We start from the raw sequence: 13,878 nt of genomic DNA, 5'->3' as shown, positions 1-13,878 counted from the left end.
CTCCCGCCATCGTCAGAGCTCCGTCATCGGGTCGGAAGCGTCGCGGAGCAGGTCGCCGAGGATCCCGATGCTCACCACCACCAGTGCCAGGGCGGCACCGGGTGCGGCGGCGATCCACCAGGCCGAGGCGAGGTAGTCACGGCCTTCGGCGATCGTCGACCCCCAGGACGCCTGGGAGGACGGCACGCCGAGGCCGAGGAAGCTCAGCGAGGCTTCGGCGACCATGGTCAGGCCGACCTGTACGGTCGCCGCCACCAGCAGCGGCGGCAGGCAGGACGGCAGGATGTAGTGGAACAGGATCCGCCCGTGCGAGGCGCCCATCACCCGCGCCGAGTCCACGAACTCCCGGTCGCGGACCGCGATCGCCGAGCCCCGCACCACCCGGGCGAAGATCACCCAGCGGGTCACCGCGAGCGCGATGATCACATTCACCATGCTGGGGCCGAGCACCCCGGCCAGCAGGATGGCGAGCAGGAGACTGGGGAAGGCGAGCTGGATGTCGCCGATCCGGGAGACGATCCCGTCGACCCAGCCGCCGAAGTATCCCGACAGCAGACCGAGCAGCAGACCGACCGAACCGCCGACGAGCACGGTGACCAGGGCCACGGTCAGCGAGGTACGCATCCCCGCCAGCACTTCGGCCAGGATGTCCTGGCCCACCTGGTTGGTGCCCAGCCACGCGACGACGCCGTCGGACAGCCGGGTCCCGGGGGGCAGCAGCCGGTCGGGAGGGCTGGTCCGGGCGGCGTCGAAGGGAAAGACGATCGGGCCGAGCAGCCCGGCCGCCACGAACAGCAGCACCGTCCCGAGGGCGAGGTGCGCGCGGAGCGGCAGTCCGGCCAGCCGCCGGAGAACCGCCGCGGACGGCGGCCCGGTGTCCGGCGCCGGACCGTCGCTCCGCTCGGGGAGTTTCACCGGCGTCATGCGTTCTCCAACTGGATCCTGGGATCGAGGTACGCGTAGAGCACGTCGACCAGCAGGTTGAGTGTGATGTAGCAGACCGTGATCACGGTGAGGATGGCCTCGACCACGGCGTAGTCGCGGAAGGTGATGGAGTCCACCAGCAGCGAGCCGATCCCGGGCCAGGCGAAGATCACCTCGACGATGACGCCGTTGGCGATGAAGTAGCCCATGAGCAGGCCGAGCATGGTCACCACCGGGACCAGGGTGTTGCGCAGGACGTGGACGTAGAAGACCACCCGGCCGCTCAGCCCCTTGGCGCGGGCCGTGCGGACGTAGTCCTGGTTCATCTCCTCCAGGATTCCGGTCCGTACCAGGCGGCCGAGCCAGCCCACGAACGGCAGCGCCAGCGTGAGGGCGGGCAGCAGGAGGCTCGCCATCGTCCCGTCCGCCGTGCTGGGCAGGATCTGCAGCCACCGCGCGAAGATCAGCGAAAGCATGATGCCGATCCAGAAGGGCGGCAGCGCCTGACCGACCAGCGAGGAGACCGAGACCAGGTGGTCGGCCACCGTATTCGCGTGCCGGGCCGCGAAGGAACCCGCGAGGAAGCCCAGGACAATCGTGAGCACCATGGCCCAGGCGGACAGGGTCAGGGTCGAGCCCAGCCGTTCCAGGCAGGCGTCGAGAGCGCCCACGCCCTGCCGCCACGACTGGCCGAAGTCGAGACGGACGACGTCCTGGAGGTGATGCAGGTACTGCGCCGGCAGCGGTTCTCCGAGTCCGAGCTCCGCACGCAGCTCCTTCAGCTGCTCCGGCGTCGCCTGGCTGCCCAGGATCAGCTCGGCGGGGTCGCCCGGCAGCACGCGCAGGGCGATGAAGACGATGGTGACGGCGCCCCATATCTGGAGCAGGGCCTGCGCCAGCCGGCGCCCGAGGAAGGCGGTCATGTGCCGTTCCCTCCGCTTGACGCCCGTACGACCAGCCGGGGCGGCAAGAGGATCTTCTCCGGCGCGCCCCCGGCCGCCGGCCGTCTCAGCCGCCGGAGCATGTGGTCCACGGCGGACACTCCGATCTCCGTCGCGGGCAGCTCGACGGTCGTCATGGTGGGGATCACATAGGGCGCGAACGGATGACCGCCGTACCCGACGACCAGCACGTCCTTCGGGATCTTGAGCCCCGCCTCCTCGGCCACCCGGTACACGCCGAGTGCGAAGTAGTCGTTGCCGGCGACGAAGGCCAGGGGCCGCTGCTCCGTCCGCAGCACCTCCCGGGCCAGCCGGTACGCCTCACTCGGATCCCATGGCATGGCGCTCTGCTCCAGCCGCCGGGTCGGCACCTTGATCACGCTGTCCGGCTCCATGGACAGCCCGCTCTCGGCCATGGCCCTCCGGTAGCCTTCGACGCGGTCGGCGACCGACGAGACCCGCAGGTCCTCCTCCAGGAAGTAGATCTTCCTGGCGCCCTGCGCGATGGCGTGCCTGGCGGCCTCGTAGCCACCCCGGACGTGGTCGACGCCCACGAGATCGGTGTTCAGTTCGGGCACGTCACGGTTGATCAGGACGAGGGGGACCCCGGCGGACCGGAACCGGCGCCAGTGTTCGGCGCCCTCCTGCACCGCCACCACGAGGACGCCGTCGACCCCGCGGCGCAGCAGTTCCTCGGCCGCACGCCGCTCGTTGGCCAGGTTCTCCTCGGTCGCCATGAGCAGCAACGAGTAGCCGTGCTTGCGGCAGTGCTGCTCCATGGCGCTGATGAGCTGCGCGTAGAACGGGTTGGACGGATTGGTGATCACCATGCCCAGCGTGGTCGCGGACCCCAGAACCAGTGACCGCGCGGTGGAGTTCGGCACGTAGCCGAGCCGTTCGGCCTCCTCCTTGACGCGGGTCCTGGTCTCCACGCCGACGTTGTCCTTGTCGGCGAGCGCACGCGAAACGGTGTTGACCGACACGCCGAGACTCACGGCGATGTCCTTCAGGGTGGTACGGCGGGCCTCACGCATGGTGTCCCCAGACTGTGTCGAGTCGCATGTGCATCACTGAGCGGTCGACACCGTGCGGAACGCGGGCTGGCTGTTGGCCGCGGGAACGAATCCCTGCACGGTGGAACGGAGTCCGTATGTGCTTGACAGCGCCGCGGGGAAGACGCCGACCGCGTCACGCCAGATGATCTCGCATGCCCGGCCGTACAGCGACTCGCGTCTGTCCTGGTCGGACGTCGAACGGGCTTCGGCGAGGATGCCGTCGAGCTCCTTGCTGGAATAGCCCATCCGGTTGGCGTCACTGGTGTAGAGCCTGCCCAGGGTGTAGTCGGCGTCTCCGGTGGTCACCGTGTTCACCTGGAGCTCGATGTCCCAGTCCAGGGCGGTCAGCCGCTTGATCCAGGCCGCTTTCTCGATCTGCTGCGGTTCCACGGTGACGCCCACCTCGGCCCAGGCCGAGATGATCGACTGCGCCAGCTCGGTCGCCAGCGGTCCGGTGTCCTTGAACCACATCATCGAGGTGCGGATCCCCGAGGAGTGGCCGGCCTCGGCCAGCTCCCGCCTGGCGAGGTCGGGGTCGTACTCGTACGGCTGCTGACCCGCGTGGCCGAAGACCGCGGACGGGATCGGGGCGTCCATGGCCGTCGCCGCATCTCCGTACAGGTTGGAGACGATGCTCTTGACGTCCAGCGCGTGGTGGAGCGCGCGGCGGACGCGCACGTCGGAGAACGGCTTGCGGCCGCAATTGAACCAGGCGAGGAAGTAGTTCACCCCCGGCTTGCTCTCGACCCGCACGCCGTTCACCCCGCTCAGCCGTTTCAGCTCGTCCGGCGGGATGATCCAGGTGACGTCCACCTCCCCGTTCTGCAGGGAGGTCATCCGGGTCGACGCCTCGGGGATGTACGGCAGGCGCAGGCCGGACAGCTTGGACGCGCCGCCCCAGTAGCGCGCGGCGGGTCTGAGCAGAAGCTGCGAGGAGGGGGTGAACGACTCGACGGCGAACGGGCCGCTGCCGACCGGTCTGCGGAAGAAGCCGGCTTTCCCCAGCTGGGCGGCCGGGAGGATGAAGGCCAGCGTCAGGTTCACCAGCAGCGTGCCGACCGGATCCTTGGTGGTGATCTTGACGGTGCGCGGGTCGGGCGCCTCGACGGTGTCGAGCGCGGCCCACAGCGGTTTCTGCGGTCCGTCCGACGCGGCCAGCCGCTCCAGCGAGGCCTTCACGTCGGCCGAGGTCAGCTTGGTGCCGTCGTGGAAGGTGACGTCGTCGCGGAGGGTGAACTCCCAGGTCTTCTCGTCGGGCTGCCGCCAGGAGGTGGCCAGGCCCGGGACCGTCTTGTCGCCGTCCCTGGCGACCAGCGTGTCGTAGATCTGCCGGTTGGCCAGCAGCGACGCCTCGTCCACCGCGCTCGCGCCGTGCGGGTCCAGGTCGTTGATCGCCTGGTAGAACGCGGCGCTGAGCGGCCGGTTCCCGCCCGACGCCGGCCCTGTCCCCGAGCCGCCCGGGGCGCACCCCGAGACCAGGGTGGGGAGGGAGGCACCGGCGACCCCGGCTCCGAGGAGGGCCAGGAACCGTCGCCTGTCCACTCCCTCCGTTGCTGTCATGTCGATCCCTTTCAGCTCTTGAGCGCCAGGTAGATCAGTACCTTCGCCTGCGGATCGCCGCCGCGCAGCGAGGCCCGCAACCGCAGCCAGTGGCCGAACTCACGCACCCGCCAGGACACCAGGCCCGGCTCTGTCGTCACCTGTTCGGCGGTCTCGTCGTCGCACCAGTGCAGCCCGTCGGGGGAGATCTGGGTGGCCAGGTGCAGGGTGGGCGCGTCGCCTTCCAGTGCCAGGGTCCGCACGAACCAGCGCGCTTCCGTCGCCCACCCGGCCTCGTACGGCTCGGTCGTGAAGTCGGCGGTGAAAGTGGTGTTGCGCTCCAGAACGGCGGTAAGAGCATGCTTCATGCCGGTGTTCACCAATCCACGGAAATCAGAGCGGAGTCAAGGAAAAGAAAGTTGCGTACCGGAGAATGGGTGCGCACGCTCACGTAGAAATTCAGCAGGTTTTCCAGGCCGTCGTACTTGTCTGGATATTGCGGAACGGGGACATCGCGCATGTCCATGATCCGGTCATTGACCTGGAGTTCGATGTTCGTCCGGGTGCGGGTGTCGAACTGCCAGCGCAGGTAATGCCAATTGACCTTGGTGGGGACCTCGTTGTAACAGAGGAACTGCGGATCCTCGTCGAGTGCGTGCCAGTCCTCGGGGTCGGGAGCGGTGAAGTCCTCGGTGGGGCTCAGGTTCTCCTGGTTGTGCAGGTTGTCCCGGGGCGTCGGCTCGGGCACCACGGGATAGACCCAGCGCCGGGTGAGCTTGTTCTCCAGATCGGTGTTCTGGTAGCGCGCGACGCAGTGGTAGCGGATGCCCTCGCCGTCGCAGAGGTCGGTGGCCACGGTGAACGCGCCGAACTGGGCCTCGGACGGGTGCAGGTTCCCGTCCCAGACCACGTCGCCGAAGCTGTTGCCGAGCGACGACTCCTCGGTCGCCGCCTCGCTCTTGTAGGTGAAGTACGTCTCGAACTGCACCACCCCGCGCTGCGCCATGGTCAGGCGGCGGATCGCGACGGCGGTGTGTCCGGTCACCGGCCGGGTGGCGACCTTCAGGGCGTAGTTGCCGCTCATCGCACCATGGGTGCCGATGTCGAAGAAATCGCACGAACTGAGCTGCGGCGGCCGGAAGTCCCGCATGTGCACATCGACCGTGTCGAGGTTTCCGTGGCCGTCGTGATTGCCGATGAGTTCGCACCAGCCGTGCGTCCCGGTGTTGAACTCATCGAATGCGAGTATGCGTGGCAACGGGTTGAACTTGGAAAGTCTGGGATCTGCCGCGATCAGCGCACGGCGTAGTTCGTTGGCCGGAACATGGGTCGTCTCCACGCTCAAGGCGTCCTTCCCGTGGATAATTCTCGGACCCGAGATTAACGTTAACGTGAACGTTAATTTTGGGTTTCGAGGACGCTAACTTGTCGTCTCCGCGAATGTCAAGAGATCATCACGAATCAGGACGGATAGGGATGGAACGTACGGAGCCCCCACCGATCGGTCGGCCACGGCCCGTCCGGCAGCCCGGTTCCGCGGTCGCCCCGGCGGCGCCGGACATGGGAGATGCCCAGGTCACCCCGGGTAGCGGCAGAGTCCGGCCGCTGTCGGCGCCGCCGCCCGAATCACCCTCGGAGATGCCCGGGTCACCCCGGACGGCAGGAGAGCCCGGCTCTGTCAGAGCTGCCGTTGAATCACCTTCGGCGTGCTGGGTGGCACGCCGACTTCGATGAGGGGTCTTTCCTCAGCGGTGATGAGCCCGAGACGGTGCAGGACCATGACCGATCCATGCCAGCACCGGTACGCCTCGTCGAACTCGCCGATGTCGTGGAGCGCGAGGCCGAGGCCCCAGGTGAACTCCGCCTCCCGGTAGTCCCCGACATGGCCCGCGTCCTGGTAGATGCCCAGCGCCCGTCGATAATGCGTCACCGACCGCTCCGGCTCCCCCGCCAGGCGGTATGCCTCCGCGAGGTTTCCCAGAACGATTGCCTGATCGGCTGCCGCGCCCACCTCCCGAAGGATGGCGATCGACCGGGTGTGGGCGTCGATGGCCTCGTCGAACCGGCCGTCACGCTGGTACGCCAGGCCGAGATGGGCGAGACTCGCCCCTTCGCCGAAGCGGCTGAGCTCGCGGTTGAGGGCAAGCGAACGCAGGTGGTTGGCGATGGCCTTGTCGAGGCGCCCGATGCCTCGGTAGGCGACGCCGAGCTGGTCCACCACGGTCGCCTCACGGCCGATGTCCCCGACCCGTCGGTAGACGGCGAGTGACCGCTCCAGATGGGCGACTCCGTCAGCCGTACGCCCGACGCAGACCTCGGCCCAGCCGAGGTCGGCGTAGATGAGAGCCTGGTGAAGCGCGTCCCCCGTACACTCGGCTGCCTGCAGCGCCAGCTCGCCGAAGGCGAGCTGCTTCGACCAGTGGCCCCGCTCGTGCAGCGGGACGGCGAAGGTGGCGGCCAGCGCGACCGCGAGTTCGGCGTCCGCCGTCCGTATCGCCTGGCCGACGGCGGCCAGCAGGTTCTCTCCTTCGGCGTCGACCCAGGTGTCCACGTCCTCGCGCGTCTTCAACGCCGTTCCCGGATGGGAGAGCTCCTGCGGTCCGATGCCGGTACGCCAGGGGAGCGGGAACGCCTTCAGTAGACGCGTCGCGGTACGGGCGGTGGCCAGATGACAGTGCAGCGCCCGCCGTACGGCCTGCTCCCGGGCCGGTTCGCTCTCCTTTTCCATCGCCTGTTCGCGCGCGAACAAGCGCAGCAGGTCGTGCAGGCGATACCGATCCGGGGCGTGGTTGTCCACCAGTTGGGCGTCAACCAGGTGATCAAGGAGATCCTGGGCCTGTTCCTCGGGCAGACCGGCCAGGGCGGCGGCGACCGGAAGACCGAGGTCGGTGCCGTCGAGCAGACCCAGCAGCCGGAACATCCGTGCCGCCGCCCTGCCGTACGGGCTGGTCAGCAGGTCCTGGTAACTGCCCTGGAAACTGGCGCGGACCGCCCGGTCGTCCGCCTGCAACTCGTCCAGCCGACGGCGCGTGCCGGCCAGCCGTCCGGCCAGCGCCGACACGGGCCAGGTGGGCCGGGCGTTCAGTCTCGCCGCGGCCAGACACAGCGCCAGGGGAAGGCCACCGCAGAGCCGCACCACGTCGGCCGCGGCGGCCGGCTCGGCGGCGATCCTGGCCTCGCCGACCATGCCGCTCAGCAGGGCGACCCCGTCCCCGGCGGGGAACACGTCGAGCGGGATCTGCACGGCGCCTTCGAACGAGGTGAGCCTCCGGCGGCTGGTGATCAGCACGGCGCAGGTCGGGCTGCCGGGGAGCAGCAGCCGTACCTGTGCCGCGTCGCGGGCATTGTCGAGCATGATGAGCATCCGCCTGCCGTCGGTCAACGACCGGAAACGGCCTGCGGCCTCCTCCACCTCGGCCGGGACCGCCGAGTCCGCCATCCCGAGAGAGCGCAGCATCCGGCCCAGTGCGGCCAGCGGGTCGACCGGCTCGACCTCGGGTGTGGCGCCGTGCAGGTTCACATAGAGCTGGCCGTCGGGAAAACGGTCGGCGATCGTCTGCGCGACGTGGATGGCCAGGCAGGACTTGCCGATGCCGCCGATCCCGCTGATCTGGTAGACCCGCGCCGGCCCGTCTCCGTCGCGGCCGAGCAGGTCGCACAGCCGCGCCACCTCGGCCGAACGCCCGGTGAACGACAACACGTCGGCGGGGAGCTCGGCGGGCACCGGCAGCACGAGCTCCTGAGCGCCGGACGGCCATGCCACCGTCTGGTCGTCGCGACGCGGGAGGTGCGCAAGGCCGGCTCGCGCGTCCTGCGAGGACGACGCCACGGCGGACTCGGCCCGGAGGATCTGCCGGTGCAGGTGCTGGAGCTCCTCACCCGGCTCGATCCCCAGCTCCTCGACCAGTCTCCTCCTGGCGTCACGGAAGACCTCCAGCGCGGCGGTGCGACTGCCCTCCTGATACAGCGCCGACATCATCAGGCACACCAGCCGCTCACGGAGCGGGTGCTCGCTCATCAGCAGTGCCAGTTCGGCGAGGGACTCCCGGTGCCGGCCCGACCGCAGGTCGATCGCGATGCGCTCCTCGACGACGACCAGGCGCTGTTCCTCCAGGACGGTGCCGAAGGTCTCGTGCAGCCACCCGCCTGCCACATCAGCCAGCGGCGGCCCCCGCCACAGGTGCAGCGCCTGCCTGAGCAGCCCACCCGCCTCCGCGACGTCCGCCGCCCTGGCCTGGGCGACCAGGTCACGGAACCGGTACAGATCAACCCGGGTCGGATCGAGATCCAGCCGGTAGCCGGGCGGCGAGGTGGCCAGCTCGGCATCGGGCACGACGGTGAGAACCCGCCGCAGCCGGGATACGTACCCCTGGATGGCGTTGCGGGCCGACACCGGCGGCTCCTGCCCCCATACGGCCTGCACCAGCCGGTCGACAGAGACGGTCCTGCCCGGGCTCATCAACAACATCGCCAGCACCGAACGCTGCTGCGCGGTGGCAGGCCCGACCAGGCGGTCTTTCCCCCAGATCCCGACAGACCCGAGGAGTCGAAACTCCGTTCCGTCCAATGCCTCTCCAGGCCCTGCGCCATCGTCTACGGGCCTCCCGCTGAGGGAACCCGGGCGCCACCCTACCGAAAACCGGAGCGCGGGACGGCGGGCCGATCTCCCAACCGGCCGACCTCGTTTCGGCGTGTCCCCGGTGCGGATCGAACGCGCGGGACCGGCGTGGCCGGCGCGGAGGGAGGGCCGCCGACGTGGTGGCCGCCCCCGCGGCCCAGCACCGTCGTTCAGCGAGTCATCGTCGCCACGTCACGGGGTTTTTACGGTAGTCACCCTCGTCGAACTTCGCGCCTGCGATCTTGACACCGGCGGCGGCGCCCGCCAGCTTGCACGTCTCGAAGGTCGCCCCGGCCCTCGTGAAGTCCTTCGGTGCGGACTCCCGCCTGCAGTCGTCCGTGGTTCCGCTCACTATCGCACCCGTGGACCTGCCGTCGGCGGTGAGCAGCTGCAGGTACGGCGCGGACATGAACGCCAGTTTCCTCCCGTCGACGTTCTCGACGGTGTAACGGATGTAGTAGGGGACGATCCCCTTCGCCCTCGTGCCGTACCGCTGCTCGAACGCCTGCTGGTCGCCGGCCTCGACGGCGGTCACGGTGACCCCGACGGTGCCCTCCTTGTACGGAAGGACCGCTCGATCGCCGACCTTGAGTCCGGTCCCGGCCGCGGTCGCCGCTTCCGCGGTCTCGGCCTGGCCGGTCTCGGCCTGATCGGTCTCGGCCTGGCCGGTCTCGGGTGACGTGCTCTCCTCCGTGTCCGGGGTCTCGGTCGGAGCGGTGTCGGGCGCCGTGCGCTCCGTCGCCCCACCTGTCGTGGCCGGCGCCGCCTGGCTGACCGCGGCGTCCTCGGTTCCGGCTCCGCCGCACGCCGAGGTCATGATGACGGTCGCTCCCATGGCCCCCAGCAGTGCGACACGTGCGCGTCTCATGGGTTTCCGGCTTCCTTCCCTGTCTGTGTGCACATGCCGAACCCGAGTTCGGCACGCTCAGGAACGGGAATTCATCCCTCACACGCCTCGCTCGCCGAAGCCGCCGGACCGTCCGGGACCGACCCCTTCGGATTCGGGGGACGCCACGGTGTTCGGCTCATCACGCTTGGTTCTCATGCCTGGTCGAATGTTCGGGAAGCATGCTGGTCTCGGGCGCTGAACTCGCGCTTAAAGCGCGCTGAAACGGAGTCGGCCCGTCGTGGATCCTGCGTTGCGCCGCCCACGCCCCGGCGCCCGCTGAGCGGTTCCCGCACGGACGGACCGGGCCGGCACCCGGGTGGTGGCGGCACCCGGTCAGTCGTCCGACTGGTCCGCGAGGTAGGCCTGGAGCATCTTGAAGCCCGGCATGCTCCGATGCGGCTGAACACCCACGGTGAACACCTCCGGATCGTCGAAGACCGGCTCACCGTCGGAGCGGGCGTAGGCGACGCGCCCGTAGTCGACGCCCTCGTCGCGGTCGCAGCTCATCCAGGTGATCGCCTCCTGCTCGTCCTCGCGCAGGGGGTGGTTGGAGACCGCCCGCATGGCGACCGTGTTGGGCGGCCTGAAGATCCAGACCTGGGGGACGGCCAGCACCCACCGGGTGGCGCCGACCTCCCGGGCCTTGACGGCGGCCCTGGCCTCGAAGGCGGCTGCCGCGGGTTCGTCGAGGAGATAGCCGTCGTCGCTGAGCACCAGCCGGCGCTCACCATCCATGACCACCATGGCCGGGCAGTCGCGTGCCAGGATGCTCTCCTCCAACATCCTGACCACGTCGAAGAGCAGGGCCACCGTCTCACCGTTCATATCGTGGCTCCACTCTTCGCTTCCGATCCCCGGTGACGGGCATTCAGAGGTCCACGTCCCGGGAGGCGATCACACGGACCCCGTCCAGGCTCCCGTTCGCCGGGGTGACCACGACCTTCCTGCCCGGTTCCTCGTAGCCGTGCTCCGTCAGCCACACCAGGGTGTAGGGATCGAGATCCTCGAAGGCGACCGGGGAGCCGGGCGAGAAGATGTCCGCTCCGGATGGAATGCGGCCGACGTCGCCTTCGACGATCGACAGGGTGTAGACGGTCATGGCAGCCCCCGTGCTGGTTGTCCTCATAGAGGTCCATACCCGGTCAGACAGGTTCCGCTCGGTCCAGCCCCGGTTCTGCCCGAACGGCGCTCCCACGGAGTCCTACCAGCCAGGCCGCTTCGCAACCGATCTGTTACGTGTCAGCCCTCTTTCCTGGGGCACTCGTCTGTCAGCCGAGCTACAGGCCGATCTACAGGGAGCGTGAACATGACGGTTACCGGCATCATCACCGCCATCGTCATCGGAGTTATCGTCGGAGCTCTGGGCCGCCTGGTGGTCCCGGGCAAGCAGAACATTCCGATCTGGCTGACCATCGTGATCGGCATCGTCGCGGCCCTCATCGGCACTGCCATCGCCGGTGCGCTGGGCGTCGCCTCGACCAGTGGCATCGACTGGATCGAACTGCTCATCCAGGTCGTCGTCGCCGCCGTCGGCGTGATCCTCGCCGTGAGCCTGTACCGCAGGCGCGGCGTCCGGTAAAGGAATCGCACTGACGAGTGCGCTGATCGGCGGATACCCGGAGGCCCCGGGCCGGAGGCATCTCGCTCCGGCCAGGGGCCTCCGCCGTGTCCGGAGACCGATCCGCCGGCTCTCAGCTTCGCCGGCTCTCAGCGGACCGGGGCCGAGGAGGCTTCGGCGGCAGGCCGCCCCCACCCGTTCTCCGGCCCGGAACTCCCTCTCCCGAACACAGGAATCCCGAACACAGGGGTCGGGAAGGACCGATGTCCTTCCCGACCCTGCGGAAGGTCCCGAAGGATCCGGTTAGAGCGGACGCGAGCAGGGGACGCCGCCGCCCGCGTGGTTGATCAGATCCTGGTAGACGACGCTCTTCTCGATCGGGGTTTTGCTGGTGACCGTCTGCACGGTCTTGCCATCCCGCTTGAGCTCGAAGACGGGGGTCGTCCCCGGCACCATCGGCACCTTGAACGACACCATGCCCGGCGCCGTCACCTCCTTGGTCTGCACGTCGGTGCCCTGCTTGACGACCAGCGTCCCCGCCGACTTGACGAAGGCGAGCAGTTCGACGTTGTTGGTGGCCGCGTCGCCGTACGGAATGGCGATCGGGCCGATGGTCTGCTTGGTCTTGTCGAACGGCGCGTCGGTGCGGTGGCTGCGGTGGAAGTAGTACAGCGCGTCCCGGGCGACACTCGGCGCCTTGCCGGTCTTGAACCAGGTCGTGTAGTACGCGATCACGTCCGCGGGCGCGTAACCCCGTTCGACCGAGGGCGCCAGCCAGGATTCCGCGTAGTCGTTCCAGGTCAGCAGGGAGACGATGTCCGCGTCACCCTCCATCGCCTTGACGAAGGACTGCCGCAGCGTGTTGCTGTTGGACGGCTCCCAGTACCTCTTGTCACGCGGACGCACGTCCTCCAGAGCCGCCGGGGCCATGTAGAACCGGCCGCGCTTCTGGGACTCGATGCCCGCCTTGCGGTAGCCGTCGGTCGAGCTCTCCCAGCGGACGCCCCACGAGGAGTAACCCACCACCGAGTTGTTCCACTCGGTCTTACCGCTGCCGCTCCAGTCCAGGAAGATCGGGACGAGGGACGTCTTCATCCCCTGCTCCGCCAGCTTCGCGCGCAGGTTGTCCCACCAGGCGGGCGACTGCCGCTCGGGATAGAACGGCGCGAGCGGGATGGTGCCGTCGGGCAGGTGGTAGACCGACGGGTGTCCCTTGGCCAGGAGAAGGTCGGCGATCGGCTTGTCCGGCGAGGCGTCCTTGGTGGTCGGGAAGTCCGGGCTCAGCATGATGCGGAACCCGGGGTCGACGGCCTTGGCCGCCGCGAGCAGGTCGGCGATGTGGTTGAAACGCTGGTCGCTGGCCGAGGTGTGGTGCTCGTAGATGAAGCCGTCCAGCCCCATCGCGATGGCCTGCCGGATCTCGACCTCGAAGTCGGCCTGGCGCCAGTTGCCCGAGCGCACCGGCCGGGTGAGCGGCCTGTCACGGGAGTGCCCGCCCTGCGCGGCGTACATCCCGTTGGAACCGGCCGGATCAAGCCAGGTGGCGTACTGGTCCTTGGACGGGTCCTTGTTGTCGACCGACAACGGGTAGGGCGGGAAGTAGAAGGCGAAGACCTTCTTGTCGTACGAGCGCAGCGTGGCGGCCGACGGCTTGTCGAACGGCAGGCACTGGCTGCTGCCGGCCGGCGGGGTCGTCGTGGGAGTGGCCGTCGGCGTGGCACTCGGCGTGGCACTCGGCGTGGCACTCGGCGTGGGGGTCGGGGTGGCCGTGCCGGGGGTGTAGGTGATCTTGAGGCTGGGGCCCTTGCCCGTGGTGCGCGTGGAGTACAGCACCGCCACCGGCCCGCTGGACGCGGTGAGACCGAAGGAGTACGCCCCGTTGCCGGTGTAGGCGTCCGAGACGTCGAAGCCGGCCGCGGTGTTCGCGGTGAAGCCGGTGTGGGTGCTCAGCGCCGCGCCGAAGGTGGGCTTGTTGTTCCACGACGTGGTGGTCTCCGACCAGGTGCCGGTGACCTTGTGCGCCGCGACCGTGGTGTCCGTCGTCCTGGTCGACTGCACCTGCAGGGTCATGGTGACGTTCGTGGCGTTCTTCGGAATGCCGGCGACGGTGAAGCCGGTGAGCGTCCTGCGCTCGGCGTTCGTGGCGTCGTTGCAGGTCTTCACACACACGGAGAGCCACTCCGCGGTGCTGTAAATCGTGGTGGGAGCGATCTGGCTGATGAAGACGTCATTGGCCGGCTGGACCACGACGCTCACCGGAGCCGACTGGGCGGACGCCTGGGCCGCGCCTAAGGGGATGGCGCAGACCAGGGCGACGAGGACGGCTAACGCCGCCCGTCCCTGGGAGAACAAAG

Annotated in this window: 12 protein-coding genes; 1 reads left to right on the top strand and 11 read right to left on the bottom strand. The window is 68.9% G+C overall.

The genetic code is table 11. The annotated features are described in order from the left end of the window. Positions 1-12: 12 nt before the first annotated feature. The 10 genes from OHA77_RS21675 to OHA77_RS21630 form a co-directional block, all read right to left on the bottom strand. The gene (locus OHA77_RS21675; protein WP_406311385.1) at positions 13-924 is read right to left on the bottom strand and encodes an ABC transporter permease; all 912 of its coding nucleotides are present in this window, start codon (positions 922-924) and stop codon (positions 13-15) included. Beyond that, on the bottom strand, positions 921-1,847 hold the full coding sequence (locus OHA77_RS21670) for an ABC transporter permease (protein WP_406311384.1): 927 nt from the start codon (positions 1,845-1,847) through the stop codon (positions 921-923). The genes OHA77_RS21675 and OHA77_RS21670 overlap by 4 nt, the downstream gene beginning before the upstream one ends. Further along, positions 1,844-2,899, bottom strand: a complete 1,056-nt coding sequence (locus OHA77_RS21665) for a LacI family DNA-binding transcriptional regulator (RefSeq protein WP_406311382.1) — start codon at positions 2,897-2,899, stop codon at positions 1,844-1,846. The genes OHA77_RS21670 and OHA77_RS21665 overlap by 4 nt, the downstream gene beginning before the upstream one ends. Positions 2,900-2,932: 33 nt before the next feature. Continuing rightward, entirely contained in the window at positions 2,933-4,480 is a 1,548-nt protein-coding gene (locus OHA77_RS21660; protein ID WP_406311381.1) for an ABC transporter substrate-binding protein, read from the bottom strand. Positions 4,481-4,491: 11 nt separating this feature from the next. Then, positions 4,492-4,827, bottom strand: coding sequence for a hypothetical protein (locus OHA77_RS21655; protein ID WP_326826486.1), 336 nt, complete (start codon positions 4,825-4,827; stop codon positions 4,492-4,494). Between the two features lie 8 nt (positions 4,828-4,835). Then, positions 4,836-5,798: a DUF6772 family protein gene (locus tag OHA77_RS21650; RefSeq protein ID WP_326826487.1), complete on the bottom strand. Its 963-nt coding sequence runs from the start codon at positions 5,796-5,798 to the stop codon at positions 4,836-4,838. 339 nt (positions 5,799-6,137) lie between these two features. After that, positions 6,138-9,026 (bottom strand): BTAD domain-containing putative transcriptional regulator, encoded by a 2,889-nt coding sequence (locus OHA77_RS21645; RefSeq protein WP_406311380.1) that lies wholly within the window; start codon positions 9,024-9,026, stop codon positions 6,138-6,140. A 229-nt stretch (positions 9,027-9,255) separates the two neighbouring features. After that, entirely contained in the window at positions 9,256-9,945 is a 690-nt protein-coding gene (locus OHA77_RS21640) for a hypothetical protein (RefSeq protein WP_406311379.1), read from the bottom strand. Positions 9,946-10,299: 354 nt separating this feature from the next. Beyond that, positions 10,300-10,791, bottom strand: a complete 492-nt coding sequence (locus OHA77_RS21635) for a hypothetical protein (protein WP_406311378.1) — start codon at positions 10,789-10,791, stop codon at positions 10,300-10,302. 43 nt (positions 10,792-10,834) lie between these two features. Continuing rightward, positions 10,835-11,065, bottom strand: coding sequence for a hypothetical protein (locus OHA77_RS21630; RefSeq protein ID WP_406311377.1), 231 nt, complete (start codon positions 11,063-11,065; stop codon positions 10,835-10,837). A gap of 207 nt (positions 11,066-11,272) precedes the next feature. Between OHA77_RS21630 and OHA77_RS21625 the strand changes: the two genes are divergently transcribed. Next, positions 11,273-11,545, top strand: a complete 273-nt coding sequence (locus OHA77_RS21625) for a GlsB/YeaQ/YmgE family stress response membrane protein (RefSeq protein WP_326826490.1) — start codon at positions 11,273-11,275, stop codon at positions 11,543-11,545. A 282-nt stretch (positions 11,546-11,827) separates the two neighbouring features. On the opposite strand, the gene OHA77_RS21620 is transcribed toward OHA77_RS21625, so the two are convergent. Then, positions 11,828-13,876 carry an endo-1,3-alpha-glucanase family glycosylhydrolase gene (locus OHA77_RS21620; RefSeq protein WP_406311376.1) on the bottom strand — a complete coding sequence of 683 codons (2,049 nt, stop codon included), beginning with the start codon at positions 13,874-13,876 and terminating at the stop codon, positions 11,828-11,830. Between the last annotated feature and the right edge of the window lie 2 nt (positions 13,877-13,878).

It is taken from the genome of Streptosporangium sp. NBC_01639, from assembly GCF_045209755.1.
In the GTDB taxonomy this organism is placed as follows: Bacteria; Actinomycetota; Actinomycetes; order Streptosporangiales; family Streptosporangiaceae; genus Streptosporangium.
The sequence above is the reverse complement of the archived record's forward strand: the minus strand, read 5'-3'. Positions and strand labels throughout refer to the sequence as shown.